This window comes from Paraburkholderia sp. BGA-UO-ETr-F12 (assembly GCF_059567945.1).
The window spans coordinates 59,942-73,994 of the sequence record NZ_JCAQOZ010000063.1 but is presented as its reverse complement, the minus strand read 5'-3'; the positions used below and the strand labels follow the sequence as shown (position 1 = coordinate 73,994).

At 62.6% G+C, this 14,053-nt stretch carries 15 protein-coding genes; 10 read left to right on the top strand and 5 right to left on the bottom strand.

Annotated features, from left to right (window positions below):
* Positions 1–103: 103 nt before the first annotated feature.
* The 5 genes from AC57B6_RS31125 to AC57B6_RS31105 all read left to right on the top strand — a co-directional run bounded on the left by AC57B6_RS31125 (position 104) and on the right by AC57B6_RS31105 (position 5,172).
* Positions 104–1,303 (top strand): branched-chain amino acid ABC transporter substrate-binding protein, encoded by a 1,200-nt coding sequence (locus tag AC57B6_RS31125; protein WP_496422769.1) that lies wholly within the window; start codon positions 104–106, stop codon positions 1,301–1,303.
* A gap of 228 nt (positions 1,304–1,531) precedes the next feature.
* Entirely contained in the window at positions 1,532–2,482 is a 951-nt protein-coding gene (locus AC57B6_RS31120) for a branched-chain amino acid ABC transporter permease (RefSeq protein ID WP_028197884.1), read from the top strand.
* Between the two features lie 13 nt (positions 2,483–2,495).
* Positions 2,496–3,665: an ABC transporter permease subunit gene (locus AC57B6_RS31115; RefSeq protein ID WP_216750030.1), complete on the top strand. Its 1,170-nt coding sequence runs from the start codon at positions 2,496–2,498 to the stop codon at positions 3,663–3,665.
* A 17-nt stretch (positions 3,666–3,682) separates the two neighbouring features.
* A complete protein-coding gene (locus AC57B6_RS31110; RefSeq protein ID WP_028197882.1) occupies positions 3,683–4,456 on the top strand; it encodes an ABC transporter ATP-binding protein in 774 nt (257 codons plus the stop codon).
* Entirely contained in the window at positions 4,456–5,172 is a 717-nt protein-coding gene (locus AC57B6_RS31105; protein ID WP_028197881.1) for an ABC transporter ATP-binding protein, read from the top strand. Before AC57B6_RS31110 ends, AC57B6_RS31105 begins: the two co-directional genes overlap by 1 nt.
* A gap of 104 nt (positions 5,173–5,276) precedes the next feature.
* Here the strand turns inward: AC57B6_RS31105 and AC57B6_RS31100 are convergent, their stop codons facing one another.
* Entirely contained in the window at positions 5,277–5,744 is a 468-nt protein-coding gene (locus AC57B6_RS31100; protein ID WP_028197880.1) for a GNAT family acetyltransferase, read from the bottom strand.
* A gap of 18 nt (positions 5,745–5,762) precedes the next feature.
* Positions 5,763–6,947: an acetylornithine transaminase gene (locus tag AC57B6_RS31095; RefSeq protein WP_030101150.1), complete on the bottom strand. Its 1,185-nt coding sequence runs from the start codon at positions 6,945–6,947 to the stop codon at positions 5,763–5,765.
* Positions 6,948–6,970: 23 nt separating this feature from the next.
* Between AC57B6_RS31095 and AC57B6_RS31090 the strand changes: the two genes are divergently transcribed.
* Positions 6,971–7,282, top strand: a complete 312-nt coding sequence (locus AC57B6_RS31090) for a hypothetical protein (protein WP_127837944.1) — start codon at positions 6,971–6,973, stop codon at positions 7,280–7,282.
* Between the two features lie 40 nt (positions 7,283–7,322).
* Here AC57B6_RS31090 and AC57B6_RS31085 read toward each other — a convergent pair whose 3' ends face one another.
* Complete coding sequence (locus AC57B6_RS31085) at positions 7,323–8,354, bottom strand: CDP-6-deoxy-delta-3,4-glucoseen reductase (RefSeq protein WP_496422768.1); 1,032 nt, start codon at positions 8,352–8,354, stop codon at positions 7,323–7,325.
* A gap of 99 nt (positions 8,355–8,453) precedes the next feature.
* On the opposite strand from AC57B6_RS31085, the gene AC57B6_RS31080 reads away from it, so the two are divergent.
* Positions 8,454–9,485, top strand: a complete 1,032-nt coding sequence (locus AC57B6_RS31080; RefSeq protein WP_496422767.1) for an NAD-dependent epimerase/dehydratase family protein — start codon at positions 8,454–8,456, stop codon at positions 9,483–9,485.
* Positions 9,486–9,510: 25 nt separating this feature from the next.
* On the opposite strand, the gene AC57B6_RS31075 is transcribed toward AC57B6_RS31080, so the two are convergent.
* Both AC57B6_RS31075 and AC57B6_RS31070 read right to left on the bottom strand, forming a co-directional pair.
* A complete protein-coding gene (locus AC57B6_RS31075) occupies positions 9,511–9,699 on the bottom strand; it encodes a hypothetical protein (protein WP_046567960.1) in 189 nt (62 codons plus the stop codon).
* 167 nt (positions 9,700–9,866) lie between these two features.
* Positions 9,867–10,577, bottom strand: coding sequence for a pseudouridine synthase (locus AC57B6_RS31070; RefSeq protein WP_496422766.1), 711 nt, complete (start codon positions 10,575–10,577; stop codon positions 9,867–9,869).
* A 94-nt stretch (positions 10,578–10,671) separates the two neighbouring features.
* Between AC57B6_RS31070 and AC57B6_RS31065 the strand changes: the two genes are divergently transcribed.
* The 3 genes from AC57B6_RS31065 (at position 10,672) to AC57B6_RS31055 (ending at position 14,037) form a co-directional block, all read left to right on the top strand.
* A complete protein-coding gene (locus AC57B6_RS31065) occupies positions 10,672–11,931 on the top strand; it encodes an MFS transporter (RefSeq protein WP_496422765.1) in 1,260 nt (419 codons plus the stop codon).
* A 163-nt stretch (positions 11,932–12,094) separates the two neighbouring features.
* Positions 12,095–13,060, top strand: a complete 966-nt coding sequence (locus AC57B6_RS31060; protein WP_496422764.1) for a MurR/RpiR family transcriptional regulator — start codon at positions 12,095–12,097, stop codon at positions 13,058–13,060.
* Entirely contained in the window at positions 13,057–14,037 is a 981-nt protein-coding gene (locus AC57B6_RS31055) for an isoaspartyl peptidase/L-asparaginase family protein (protein WP_153134661.1), read from the top strand. Before AC57B6_RS31060 ends, AC57B6_RS31055 begins: the two co-directional genes overlap by 4 nt.
* Positions 14,038–14,053: the final 16 nt, after the last annotated feature.

Genomic DNA, 14,053 nt, shown 5'->3' with positions numbered 1-14,053 from the left:
TTCAACAATATTGCGCGTCGCATAATTGGAGTTACAATGCGCGCGTTCTCAAGGCCTCCGGGTCCCGAACAACGGATTTTGCAAGGCGCGGGAGACCTACTTAATGCGAGTCAAATTTGCTTACACCGTGTCCATCGTGACCGCGGTTGCGATGTTGACCGCGTGCGGCAAGAAGCAGGATGGTGAGGTTGGAGCTGGTGCATCGGCTGCCACGGTGGCAGCGGCCCCGGCGAGCGAAGCGATTGTCGTGAAGATCGGTCATGCGGCCCCATTAACGGGTCCCATTGCGCATCTCGGTAAAGACAATGAAAACGGTGCGCGTCTGGCAGTCGAGGAAATCAACACGCAGGGTTTAACGATCGACGGTCACAAGATCCAGTTGGAGCTCGACGCCGAGGATGATGCGGCCGACCCGAAAACGGGTACGGCGGCCGCCGAGAAGCTCGTCGAGGATCACGTCGTCGCCGTGGTCGGGCACCTGAATTCAGGCGTCTCGATTCCGGCCTCGAAGATCTATAGCGATGCCGGCATTGTGCAGATCTCGCCCTCGTCGACCAACCCGGGATATACGCAGCAAGGTTTCAAGACGACTTATCGGGTGGTCGCGACCGATGCCCAGCAGGGGCCGGCGCTGGCCAACTACGCGACGAAGGTGCTCGGCGCGAAACGCATCGCGATCGTCGACGACTCGACCGTATACGGTAAGGGACTGGCCGACGAGTTCGCAAAGACGGTACAGGCGAGCGGCGCGAAGGTCGTCGCGCGTGAAGCCACGAATGACAGGGCTACGGAGTTTCAGGCCGTCCTTAGAAAGATCAGGCGTGTTCAGCCGGACGTGATCATGTTCGGCGGAATGGACGCGACGGGCGGGCCGTTTGCCAAACAGGCGGCGGCGCTCGGTATCAGGGCAAAAATCCTTGGCGGCGACGGCGTGTGTACCGACAAGGTGGGTGAGCTGGCGGGAACCGCCGTGCAAAACCTGGTCTGTTCGGAAGCGGGACTCGCGCTTTCCAAAATGGACAAGGGAGCGGACTTCGAAAAGAAGTACGTGGACCGCTTCCACACGCCGGTGCAGATTTACGCACCGTTCACGTATGACGCTGTGTACGTGATTGTCGATGCAATGAAGCGCGCTAATTCGATCGAGGCGCCCAAGGTGCTGGCTGCGATGCCGTCCACCGATTACAACGGGGTAATCGGCCACATCGCGTTCGACGACAAGGGTGATTTGAAAGAGGGCGCCATTACGCTTTACGACTTCAAGGACGGCAAGAAAGCGGTTCTCGACGTCGTGAAGATGTGATGACGGGACGTAGCCTGACGGCACCGAAACCACCCAACGGTGCCGTTTTTGCATCCGCCATCGGCAAGTGAACGACTGCATCACAGTCGCAAGACGAACCGGGCGGCGGATAACCCTTACCGGTCTTTTACATCAGTACCCGCAGTGCCGTTGAGATTGGCGTACCGCATCACCGCCCACCGGCTGATGAAGAACGCGAATCCAGTCGCACGGGCTAAGGAGCATTAAATGGATATCTTCATCCAGCAGGTCCTCAACGGGCTGGTGCTTGGCAGCGTTTACGCCATCATCGCACTGGGCTATACGATGGTTTACGGCATCTTAGGCATCATCAACTTCGCGCATGGCGATGTGTTGATGGTGGGCGCGATGGTCGCGCTCTCAGCCATAGGCGTGCTGCAGAACCACTTCCCCGGCCTCGGCAATGTGCCGACGCTATGCATTGCGCTGGTCATCGCCGCGGTTGTGTGTGCTGTCGTCGGCTACACGATCGAGCGCGTGGCCTACCGGCCGTTGCGTAAAGCGCCGCGCCTCGCCCCGCTGATCACCGCGATCGGCGTGTCGATCCTGCTGCAAACCCTCGCGATGATGATCTGGTCGCGCAACCCGCTGCCGTTCCCGCAGCTGTTGCCTACTGACCCGATCAACGTGATCAAGGCCACGGATACGACGCCGGGCGCCGTGATCTCGATGACCGAAATCGTGATCATCGTGGTGGCGTTTCTTGTGATGGGCGGTCTGCTGCTGCTGGTCCACAAGACCAAGCTGGGCCGCGCGATGCGTGCGATCGCCGAGAACCCGGGGGTTGCCAGCCTGATGGGCGTGAACCCGAACTTCGTGATTTCGGCGACCTTCATGATCGGCTCGGCGCTGGCCGCGCTCGCCGGCGTGATGATCGCGTCCGAATACGGTAACGCACACTTCTATATGGGCTTCATCCCAGGGCTGAAGGCCTTTACCGCGGCGGTGCTGGGCGGGATCGGCAATCTCGGCGGGGCGATGGTGGGCGGCGTGCTGCTCGGCCTGATCGAACAGTTGGGGGCCGGTTATATCGGCAATCTCACGGGCGGTGTCTTCGGCAGTAACTATCAGGACGTGTTCGCATTCATCGTGCTGATCATCGTGCTGGTGTTCCGTCCGTCGGGCCTGTTGGGCGAACGTGTTGCGGATCGAGCATAAGGAGTAGACAGACATGACCTCAATTCAACCGATCGAGCCGTCCACGACGCTCATCCCCGAAAAGAACATGACGAAGACGTTGACCGTCGGCATCCTTACCGCGGTCTTCGTGATCGCGGCGCCGATGATCATCGGCGCGGCCGGCGGCAACTATTGGGTCCGCGTGCTCGACTTCGCGATGCTGTACGTGATGCTGGCGCTAGGCCTCAATGTGGTGGTCGGCTTTGCCGGCCTGCTGGATTTGGGCTACATCGCGTTCTATGCAATCGGCGCTTACGTTGCCGCGTTGCTGAGTTCGCCGCACCTGACCTCGCAGTTCGAGTGGATCGCGCATATGTTCCCGAATGGCCTGCATACGCCGATCTGGATCATCGTGCCGATCGCCATGGCGCTCGCGGCGACCTTCGGCGTGCTGCTCGGCGCACCGACCTTGCGTCTGCGCGGCGACTACCTCGCGATCGTGACCCTCGGCTTCGGGGAAATCGTGCGGATCTTCATGAACAACCTCGACCGTCCGGTGAACATCACCAATGGTCCGAAGGGGATCACGGGGATCGATCCGGTGTCGGTGGGCGGCTTCAGTCTCGCGCAAACCCACTCGCTGTTCGGCTTCCAGTTCCCGTCGGTGTACTCGTACTACTACCTGTTCGTGCTCTGCTCGCTGTTCGTGATCTGGACCTGTACGCGTTTGCAGCACTCGCGGATCGGCCGTGCATGGGCCGCAATCCGTGAAGACGAAATCGCCGCCAAGGCAATGGGCATCAACACCCGTAACGTGAAGCTGCTGGCATTTGCGATGGGCGCGTCGTTCGGCGGCCTGTCGGGCGCGATGTTCGGGTCGTTCCAGGGCTTCGTGTCGCCGGAATCGTTCACGTTCTGGGAATCGGTCGTGGTGCTGGCGTGCGTGGTGCTGGGCGGTATGGGCCACATTCCGGGCGTGATTCTCGGCGCGGTGCTGCTTGCCGTGTTCCCGGAATTCCTGCGCTCGACCATGGGTCCGCTGCAGAACGCGATCTTCGGCCATGAAATCGTCGATACCGAAGTGATCCGTCAGTTGTTGTACGGCCTCGCGATGGTCGTGATCATGCTGTATCGCTCGGAAGGCTTGTGGCCGTCGCCGAAGCACGAAGACAAGATTGCGAAACTGGCGAAGCGCGCCGGCAAGAAACCGGTGCGGGCGTAAGGACGCGGAGAAAAAATATGAGCGATAACATTCGACTGTCCGTCAAAGGCGTCAACAAGCGTTTCGGCGGTTTGCAGGCACTTTCCGACGTCGGGCTCGAGATCAAGTCGGGCCAGATTTATGGCCTGATCGGCCCGAACGGCGCCGGCAAGACAACCTTCTTCAATGTGATCACGGGGCTGTACACGCCGGATTCGGGCGAGTTCAGGCTCGACGGCACGGAATACACGCCGACCGCCGTCTATCAGGTGGCGAAGGCGGGGATTGCGCGTACGTTCCAGAACATCCGTCTGTTCGGCGGCATGACTGCACTGGAAAACGTGATGGTCGGTCGTCACGTGCGCACGAAGCACGGTCTGATCGGCGCAGTGTTGCAAACGCCGGCCGAGCGTCGCGAAGAGCGCGAGATCAAGGAACGCGCAATCGAACTGCTGGAGTACGTCGGCATTGCGCAGTACGCGGACTACACGTCGCGCAATCTGTCGTACGGCCACCAGCGCCGTCTGGAAATCGCCCGCGCGCTGGCAACGGATCCGAAGCTGCTCGCGCTGGATGAACCGGCTGCCGGCATGAACGCCACGGAAAAGGTCGAGCTGACCAAGCTGCTCGACAAGATCCGCGCGGACGGCAAGACGATCCTGCTGATCGAACACGACGTGAAACTGGTGATGGGTCTGTGCAACCAGATGACGGTGCTCGACTACGGCAAGGTGATTGCGCAAGGACTGCCGTCGGACGTGCAGAAGGATCCGAAAGTGATCGAAGCTTATCTGGGTGCGGGGGTCCACTAATGGCTACGGCAATGTTGAAAATCAAGGGCCTGCAGGTCAATTACGGCGGCATTCAGGCAGTCAAGGGCATCGATCTCGAAGTCGCGCAGGGCGAACTGGTCACGTTGATCGGCGCGAACGGCGCGGGCAAGACCACGACGATGAAGGCGATCACGGGTCTGAAGCCGTACTCGGCAGGCGATATCGAGTACATGGGCCAGTCGATCAAGGGCATCCCGGCGCACGAGCTGCTCAAACGCGGTCTGGCGATGGTGCCGGAAGGCCGCGGCATCTTCTCGCGCATGTCGATCGTCGAGAACATGCAAATGGGGGCTTATCTGCGCAGCGACACGGACGGCATCAAGGCAGACGTCGATCGCATGTTCGGCTTCTTCCCGCGCCTGAAGGAACGGGCCGCGCAATACGCGGGTACGCTTTCGGGCGGCGAACAGCAGATGCTGGCGATGGCGCGCGCGATCATCAGCAAGCCTAAGCTGTTGTTGCTGGATGAACCGTCGATGGGTCTGTCGCCGATCATGGTCGAGAAAATCTTCGAAGTGGTGCGGGCGATCTCGGCCGAAGGCATGACTGTGCTGCTGGTCGAGCAGAACGCGCGTCTCGCGTTGCAGGCGGCGAACCGCGGCTACGTGATGGACTCGGGTCTCGTCACGATGTCCGGCGATGCGAAGCAGATGCTCGATGATCCGAAGGTGCGGGCAGCTTATCTGGGTGAATGAGCTGGGTGAATAACCCTGACCAGATTTGCTTTAGCCGTTAAAAAAGGCCGCCTGCGCGATTGAAGCGCAGGCGGCCTTTCTCTTTTCAGGCGCTTGTCCGACGCTCAGGCAGCCGGCGTTTCCGCCAGTTCGCCGAGGCGTTTGCCGAGACTGATGACGGCATCCGCGCGATAACCGAGCGCTTCATAAAACGCCCGCACGTCGGCCTTCGCGGACAGCACCTGCAAGTTCAGCTTCGGGCAGCCACGTTCGGTCAACGCGTTCTCGACATGCGCGACCAGCCTCGTGCCGATGCCATGACGTCGCAACGATTCATCCACCGCGAGCGAATACAGCCAGCCCCGGTGCCCGTCGTAGCCGCCCATCACTGTGCCGACTATACGCTCGCCAAACACCGCGACAAAGAACAGCTCCGGTTGCGTCGCCAGCTTGTTGGCGATCGACAGATGCGGGTTGCGCTGCGGCCTCGTCACGTCCCGGTACTCGGGGAATGCCTGCTGCCACAGCGCGACCACGGCGTCGGTGTCGCTCGCTTCGAAGCGGCGAATCGAGAGGGCTGCGGTCGTCGTCATACGCGCTTTTCCGTGTGATTACAGCGTGTCGAGAATCGAACGCAGCATCGCCATCATCTGGTCGATCTCTTCGTTCGTGACGTTCAGCGCCGGCATGAAGCGCAGCAGGTTCGGCCGCGCCGCATTCAGCAGCAGGCCGTCCGGTTGCATCAAACGTGCTTTCTCGACGATCTGATTGCCGATGTCCTTGCCGAGCAGCAGCGCGCGCAGCAGGCCCTCACCGCGTTCGCCTTCGAAGCCGCGTTCTTCCGACAGTTCGAGTAGCTTCGCGCGCAGATATTCGCCGCGCGCGCGCACGCCTTCGAGGAAACCCGGCGCCGTAAGCTGCGAAATGACCGAGTAGCCGACCGCGGTCATCAGCGGATTGCCGTTGTACGTGCCGCCCTGGTCGCCCGCTTCGAACACGGCGATTTCGGCTTTCGAAAGCAGCGCCGCGAGCGGAACGCCGCCGCCGATACCCTTGCCGAGCGTCATGATGTCCGGTTCGATACCCGACAGTTCGTACGCGAACAGCGTGCCGGCGCGGCCGCAACCGCTTTGCACTTCGTCGACGATCAGCAGCAGGTTGTGCTGTTTGGTCAGCGCGCGCAGTTGCTGCATGAACTCGCGGGTGGCGGGAATCACGCCGCCTTCACCCTGAATCGGCTCGAGCATCACCGCGACGGTCTTCGCATTGATGAGCTTTTCAACCGATGCGATGTCGTTCAGATCCGCCTTCGGGAAACCCGGCACTTGCGGTGCGTAGATCGTGTCCCAGCCCGGTTTGCCGCTGGCGGACATGGTGGCGAGCGTGCGGCCATGGAAGCTGTGATCGAACGTGATGATTTCGAACGCGCCGTCCTTGAACTTCTTGCCCCACTTGCGCGCGAGCTTGATTGCACCTTCGTTGGCTTCGGCGCCGCTGTTCGCGAAGAACACCTTGTCGAAACAGCTGTGCTGCGTGAGCAGACCCGCGAGTTTCGCCATCGGTTCGTTGTAAAAGGCCGGCGACGGATTCAACAATAGTTGCGCCTGCTTGTTCAGCGCTTCGATCATGCCCTCGTTGCAGTGGCCGAGGCTATTGACCGCCCAACCCTGGATGAAGTCCAGATATCGCTTGCCGTTATTGTCATAGAGCCACGAGCCCTTGCCGTGCGTGAAAACGATTTCGGGCCGGTTCGTGATGTACATCAGCGACTCGATCGGGTACTCATTGAAATTCATGACGGCAGGCTCCAGACAGCGGGGTGAAAGTTAGTGAGCGGTTTGGCCACACAATGAAACACGGGCCGGGGAAAGCAAAAAAAGCAAACAAAAAAGCCACGGCATGCCGTGGCTTTCATGATTCGAACTGCTTGCGCCCTTGTGCGGCGCGAATCCGTGACGAAGCCGGCGGCGTCCCTAAGGGAGCGGCGAGCGGCGACGTCGAAGTTCGGATTGAATGCGGTTCATGCGCGAAAGAATACGACAAGGAAAGCGCCGGTGTAAACCATGAATTTGCACAAATTCGCGTCAACGCGAATTCAGGCAAGTCTGCCAGCGTGCCTGTTTCGTTTTGATGAATGGGTCGAAAGGCGTGCAGTCAACCCATTCACAGCCTCAAACCGCGTTCGCCAGATCCGCTGCACTCGTGAAGGAATCCGCGTAGAACTCGTCTTCCGGCAGACCGTGATGCTGGGTGAAATCGCGCTGCGCTGACTCGACCATCACCGGCGCGCCGCACGCGTACACCTGATACGGCGACAGGTCGGGCAGATCCTCGATCACCGCGCGATGCACGAAGCCGACACGGCCCGTCCACGCGTCGCTTGCGTCGGGTTCCGACAGCACCGGCACGAACTTGAAGTTCGGAATCTCGCGAGCCCATTGCTCGGCGAGATCGAGCAGGTACAGGTCTTTCTTGCGGCGTGCGCCCCAATAAAGCGTCATGGGCCGGTCCAGATTCTTGAACACCGCATGTTCGACAATCGCCTTCAGCGGCGCGAAGCCCGTGCCCGAGGCGAGCAGCATGATCGGCTTGTCCGAGTCTTCACGCAGGAAGAAGGTGCCGAGCGGCGCTTCGAAGCGCAGAATGTCGCGCTCCTTCATCGCACTGAAGACGTGATCGGTGAACGCGCCGCCGGGCATGTGACGGATGTGCAATTCGATCGGGCCTTCCGTGTGCGGCGCGCTCGCCATCGAATAGCTGCGGCGCTTGCCGTCCTTAAGAATGAACTCGAGGTATTGACCGGCCAGATACTGCAGACGTTCGTTGGCGGGCAATTGCAGCTTCAGCACGACGACGTCGTCGGCCTTGCGCTCGATGGCGTTCACGCGGCACGGCAGTTTCTTGACCTGCACGTCGCCCACGCCGGCCACTTCGCGGATATCCACTTCGAGATCGGAGCATGCGGTCGCGCAGCAGAGGAGCGCCATGCCGCGCGTTCTTTCGTCGTTCGACAAGGCCGACGACGAATGCTGACGCTGTTCGATCTGACCGCTGATCACGGTGCCTTTGCATGAGCCGCAGGCGCCGTTCTTGCAGCCGTACGGCAGGCCGATGCCTTGCCGCAGCGCTGCGATCAGGACCGGTTCGTCCTGTTCTACCTGAAACTGCCGGCCGCTTTGCCGGAGCGTGACGTTAAATGCCATAGAGTGAGTATTCGAAATCGAGGAGTCGGTAATCGTTATCGGAGCCGCTGGTTCAACTGTGCGGTACCTGCCGCGCTTGACGGCTACAATGCATCCACCATGAAAGCGACACGAAATTTACGCCGGCCGCGCGTATTGATAGTTGGCTGCGGCGATGTCGGCATGCGTTGCGTGCCCTTGTTCCTGCCGCGCGCGCATGTCTTCGCGCTCACCAGTCACGCCGAGCGCAGCGCCGAATTGCGCGCTGCCGGGGCCACGCCGCTGCTCGGCGATCTCGACGTGCGCCGCAGCCTGAAACGGCTTGCCGGGCTCGCGCCGACGGTGCTGCATCTCGCGCCGCCGCAAAAAACTGGCGACGACGACCGCCGTACCCGTGCGTTGCTCGCTACGCTGAGCGCGCGCCGCGATCGGGCGCTGCGTGCCGCGCGCGGCGCGGTGGCGCCGGTGGGGCGGTTACGCCGCGGGTTGCGCAGCATGCATGCCTCGTGGGCTGAATTTGAAACAGCCAATATTGTACCCGACAGGGTGCGCTGGACTGCCGCTCCGCAAGCGCCGGTGAAGTTGGTGTACGCGAGCACGACGGGGGTCTATGGCGATTGTGGCGGCGCGTGGATCGACGAGACGCGCACGGCGCGGCCGGCCAATGCGCGTGCCAAACGTCGCGTGTCGGCCGAGCGGCAATTGCGGCGCGCCACCGCACGCGGCGTGGTCGCTGCCAGCGTGGCGCGGATTCCGGGCATCTACGCAAGCAACCGTCTGCCGCTCGCGCGGCTGGAAAAGCGCACGCCCGCCCTGATCGACGCCGACGACGTCTACACCAACCATATCCATGCCGACGACCTCGCCGCGATCCTCGTGCGCCTCGCCACGCACGGGCGGCCGGGGCGCGTGATTCACGCATCGGACGATACGTCGCTGAAAATGGGGGAATACTTCGATGTGGTGGCCGATGCGTTCGGCCTCGAACACGCGCCGCGCATTACGCGCGCGCAGGCGGAGCAGCAGATCGAACCGACCTTGCTGTCCTTCATGCGTGAATCGAGGCGCCTCGTGAACCGGCGCCTCAAAACGGAATTGCGCGTGCGCTTGCGCTATCCGAGCGTCGAAGACTTTCTGCGCGCGGCTTCGTAGGCATCGCGGGCCTGCCTTCGCAGACTTACGTCAGCGCCGGCAACGCCTCCAGCAACAGGAAGCACAGCATCGCGCCGATCAGCGCGCCGATCAGGTTCGGATGATATTTATGCCGCAGCCGCATCATGACCAGCAGTCCGCCGATCAGAACCAGGCCGAGGCACACGAAAGCGATCATCATATTCGTGATCGGGATGGTGTCGTGAGTGACCATGGCGCGCCCTCCTTGAACCCTTTGTAGTCGTTGTTTAAACGAGTATAGGGCGAGTTGTAAGGAAGAACATGCTGCGCCGCAGCGAGTGATCAGGATTTCGCGAACCCGTGTGCGGGCGCGCACACGATTCTCCTGATGCATCAAGGCCTTAAAAGGGTCCTACCGGTTTACCCGCTCCGTAGAGATCCGAGGTCGGTTTCATCGAGCCATTGCCACCCGCCCGGTGCCAGTGTCGCGGGCAAGCTGAGTCCGCCGATCCGCTCGCGATGCAGTGCCTCGCAGCGGTTGCCGGCCGCCGCGATCATCCGCTTGACCTGGTGATACTTGCCTTCCATCACGGTGAGGGCCAGCGCGTGCTCGCCGCGTGCGTGGGCGTCGACGGCGGCGATCGGTTTGGACTCGCCGTGCAGGAGGACGCCATTGCGCAAGGCGTCCAACTGGGTGTCGTCGAGCGGGTGCCGGGTGATTGCGATGTACAGCTTCGGCACTTTGCGTTTCGGCGACGTGAACATGTGAACGAACTTGCCGTCGTCGGAGAGCAGCAGGAGGCCGGTAGTGTCCTGATCGAGGCGGCCCACGCATTGCACGCCACGTTCGGCAAACTGCGGCGGCAGGAGGCTGAACACGCTCGGATGATGCTGCGGATCGCGCGAGCATTCATAGCCGGCGGGCTTGTTCAGCAGCAGATAAGCGTGCTCGCGATACGGCCAGATGACGCCGTCCACGCTGAAGCAGAACGTGGCGTCGTCGGTGGGGAAATCGGTGTCGGCATCGGCGCACACTGAGCCGCCGATACTCACGCGGCCGTCGCCGATCAATGCCCGGCATTGGCGGCGCGAGCCGAAACCTTGAGTGAAGAGGATGCTTTCGAGATTCATGGCGAGCGAAGAATAACACCGCAAGAAGCGGAGCGCCGCGTAGCGACATAGCGGCGACGATGGTCTCCCGACTTTCCAGTGCAGGAGTTCATCGATGTCCGTCACGTCATCTTCGCCGTCGTCATCCGCGATCCGTTTGCCGGCCGCATTCCAGCGGCTTGCATGGTCGAATCTGGTCGCGCAATCCGCCGAGCAGATCAGCCTCGCGGCCGCGCCGCTCGTCGCCGTGTTCGCACTGGGCGCCGGCGCGCGCGAGACCGGCCTGTTGCAAACCGCGCAGACGCTGCCGTTCCTGTTGTTGTCGATTCCGCTCGGCGTATGGGCCGACCGCCGCTCGCGCCGTACGTTGATGACGCTCGCGGAAAGCGTACGCGTGGTCGCGATGTTGTGCGTGCTGCTGCTGGTAATGACGCACGCGCTGAGCTTGCCGCTGCTTGCCGCGCTCGGCTTCATTGCCGCGACCGGCACGGTGGCGTACAACGTCGCGGCGCCTTCGCTGGTGCCCTCGATCGTGCCGCGCGAGGCGTACGCCCAGGCGAACGGCCGGCTCGAACTGGCGCGCAGCGTCGCATATTCGGCGGGCCCGGCGCTTGGCGGGCTGCTGGTCGGCTGGATCGGCGCGGGCTGGGCGTATGGCTGCGCGGCCGGGCTATCGGCGCTGGCCGTCGCGCTCCTCGCGGGCTTGCGCGAACCGCCGCGAGCAAGCGCCGCCCAGCGTCACTTCCTGCTCGAACTGCGCGACGGTACGCGCTTCGTTTTGCACGACGCGTTGCTGCGTCCAATGCTGGCCACCGCGATCTTCTTTAATCTCGCCTTCTTCGTGCTGCAAGCGGTGTATGTGCCGTATGCCGTGCATCGCCTTGGATTGAGCGCGTCGATGGTCGGCGTGACGCTCGGCGCGTACGGCGTCGGCATGGTGTGCGGCGCGCTCGCCGCGCCCGCCATCGCGCGACGTCTCGCGTTTGGACGCGTGCTGATCATCGGGCCTTCATGTGGTCTGCTTGCCTCGCTGGTGATGGTGGCGACGATCGTCGCGCCGTCGTTCTGGCTGGCGATGCTGAGCTTCTTCCTGCTCGGCGCCGGACCGATTCTGTGGGTGGTCGGCTCGACCACGCTGCGTCAGGCGATCACGCCAGAGCGGATGATGGGCCGCGTCTCCGCGATTAACAGCACGGCAACCTACGGCGCACGGCCGCTGGGCGCGCTGCTCGGTGCGGCGATCAGCGCGCGGTGGGGAATGGATGCCTGTCTGGTCGCGGCTGCGGCGGCGTTCGTCGTGCAGGCGCTGATCATCGTCATGTCGCCGGCGGCGCGGCTCGCGAACATTCCAGAAGGCGCCGCGGTCGCGCCATGAAAACTGGTTTTCATGGCGTACGCGGATGTTCACGAACACGCAGGCGGTTCTCCGTGAAAACCCTCGAAAATGAAAATGAATTTTTTTCTGCGAGATTTCTATGTAAATATACTTTCATTCATTTTGATTACAGTCGCCGCATCGCAGCGGTTGTCTTGCTCGCATGATTCATCACTCGTCCGCTGCTTCCAACCTTGCCGAACAGGCGATTGCTTCACGCATCGCCGCAGCGATGCCGACGCTTACGCCAATCCATCGGCGCATGGGCGAGTACGTGCTGGCGAATCTGTTCCGCGCGGCGACGATGCGAATCGACGAACTGGCGAGCGTGGTCGGTGCATCGGTGGCGACGGCGAATCGCTTCGCTCGCGCGCTCGGCTTCGACGGCTATCCGCAGTTTCGCGAAGCGCTGGTACGCGGCTTCGAAGCGACGCTTGCACCCGTCGAGCGACTGCGTAGCGCGCAGGAATCGCTCGCCTCCGGTGACGCTCTGCTCGATGCATTGCTCGAACAGGCGGCGGCCAATCTTCATTCCACCCGCACCGCGATCGATAGCGCCGCCGCCGAAGCAGCGGTTGAAGCGATCATCGCCGCGCGCCGGGTATTCGTGCTCGGCTACGGGGCCAGCGCGTTTCTCGCCGGTTTGATGGAACACGGCCTGATGCCGTATCACGACAACGTGCAGTCGCTCGCATTGATCGGCGGACCGTCGCATGCCGCACGGCGCCTGTTCACTGCGGACAGCGCCGATCTGGTGATCGGCATTGCGTTTCCGCGTTATGTCGACGACACCATCGAACTCGCCCGGCGAGCGGCAAGTCGCGGCGCACGCGTGCTTGCGCTTACCGATAGTCCGCGCTCGCCGCTCGCGCAATTTGCCGATCTCAAGCTCTACATCCGTTCTGAACGGCGGCTCGCGGCCAATGCCGATTCCGCTGTGCTGGCCGTGATCGAAGCACTCTGCGACGCGGTTGCTTATCGCGCCCAGCGCTCGGTCAAAGCCGCAGCGGGTGTCAGCGAATTTGTATTGCCCTGGCTGACCGATCCGCAAGCCGAGCCTTCCAGCGTGGCCGAGAACCCCGCGCGACCTTCTCCCCGTACCACCCGCACTACGAAAGCCAAGAAATGAACTCCAACGCAGTCATTGCCATTCACGGCGGGGCAGGCACGATCCTGCGCGCGTCGATGTCGGCCAGCGCCGAAGCCGACTACCACGCCGCCTTGCATGCCGTACTGAGCGCGGGTCAGCGCGTGCTCGCCGACGGCGGCAGCGCGCTCGACGCCGTCAGCGAAGCCGTGCGTCTGCTCGAAGATTGCCCGCTCTTCAACGCGGGCCGCGGCGCGGTCTACACGGCAGCCGGCACGCATGAGCTCGACGCGGCCATCATGGACGGCAGCACACTCGACGCGGGCGCGATCTGCTGCGTGACGCGCATACGCAATCCGATTCTGGCGGCGCGCCGCGTACTCGAACGCAGTGAACACGTTCTGTTCACCGGCGCCGGCGCGGAAGCTTTCGCGGCCGCGCAAGGACTCGAATTTGTCGAGCCCGAGTATTTCCATACCGAAGCGCGCCATCGCCAGTGGCAACTCGCACGCGGCCAGGCGCGCGCCATGCTCGATCACGACGGCGCGACGCTGGCCTCGAACAATGACGATCCCACGCCGCATGAGCCGATCGATCCGAATCGCAAGTTCGGCACGGTGGGGGCGGTCGCGCTCGATCAGCATGGCCACGTGGCGGCTGCCACCTCGACAGGCGGCGTCACCAACAAGCAGGTCGGCCGGGTCGGCGATACGCCGCTGATCGGCGCGGGCTGCTATGCGGACGACGCCACCTGCGCAGTGTCGACCACCGGCTCCGGCGAGATGTTCATGCGCATGGTTGCCGCGTACGACGTCGCGGCGCAGATGGCGTACCGCAACGTCTCGCTTGAAGAGGCGGCGCACGACGTGGTGATGACCCGCCTGCCGAAAATCGACGGACGCGGCGGTCTGGTCGCCGTCGATGCACGCGGCAACGTCACGCTGCCGTTCAATACCGAGGGCATGTATCGCGGTTTCGCGCGCATCGGCGAGACGCCGGTGACGGCGATCTATCGCTAATGCTGTTGCTGTTCTG

Excerpts from the sequence above, each read along its gene's own strand:
- AC57B6_RS31085 (WP_496422768.1), bottom strand. The coding sequence starts at position 8,354 with ATGGCATTTAACGTCACGCTCCGGCAAAGCGGCCGGCAGTTTCAGGTA.
- AC57B6_RS31125 (WP_496422769.1), top strand. The coding sequence starts at position 104 with ATGCGAGTCAAATTTGCTTACACCGTGTCCATCGTGACCGCGGTTGCG.
- AC57B6_RS31115 (WP_216750030.1), top strand. The coding sequence starts at position 2,496 with ATGACCTCAATTCAACCGATCGAGCCGTCCACGACGCTCATCCCCGAA.
- AC57B6_RS31100 (WP_028197880.1), bottom strand. The coding sequence starts at position 5,744 with ATGACGACGACCGCAGCCCTCTCGATTCGCCGCTTCGAAGCGAGCGAC.
- AC57B6_RS31065 (WP_496422765.1), top strand. The coding sequence starts at position 10,672 with ATGTCCGTCACGTCATCTTCGCCGTCGTCATCCGCGATCCGTTTGCCG.
- AC57B6_RS31105 (WP_028197881.1), top strand. The coding sequence starts at position 4,456 with ATGGCTACGGCAATGTTGAAAATCAAGGGCCTGCAGGTCAATTACGGC.
- AC57B6_RS31095 (WP_030101150.1), bottom strand. The coding sequence starts at position 6,947 with ATGAATTTCAATGAGTACCCGATCGAGTCGCTGATGTACATCACGAAC.
- AC57B6_RS31070 (WP_496422766.1), bottom strand. The coding sequence starts at position 10,577 with ATGAATCTCGAAAGCATCCTCTTCACTCAAGGTTTCGGCTCGCGCCGC.
- AC57B6_RS31080 (WP_496422767.1), top strand. The coding sequence starts at position 8,454 with ATGAAAGCGACACGAAATTTACGCCGGCCGCGCGTATTGATAGTTGGC.
- AC57B6_RS31110 (WP_028197882.1), top strand. The coding sequence starts at position 3,683 with ATGAGCGATAACATTCGACTGTCCGTCAAAGGCGTCAACAAGCGTTTC.
- AC57B6_RS31060 (WP_496422764.1), top strand. The coding sequence starts at position 12,095 with ATGATTCATCACTCGTCCGCTGCTTCCAACCTTGCCGAACAGGCGATT.
- AC57B6_RS31075 (WP_046567960.1), bottom strand. The coding sequence starts at position 9,699 with ATGGTCACTCACGACACCATCCCGATCACGAATATGATGATCGCTTTC.
- AC57B6_RS31055 (WP_153134661.1), top strand. The coding sequence starts at position 13,057 with ATGAACTCCAACGCAGTCATTGCCATTCACGGCGGGGCAGGCACGATC.
- AC57B6_RS31120 (WP_028197884.1), top strand. The coding sequence starts at position 1,532 with ATGGATATCTTCATCCAGCAGGTCCTCAACGGGCTGGTGCTTGGCAGC.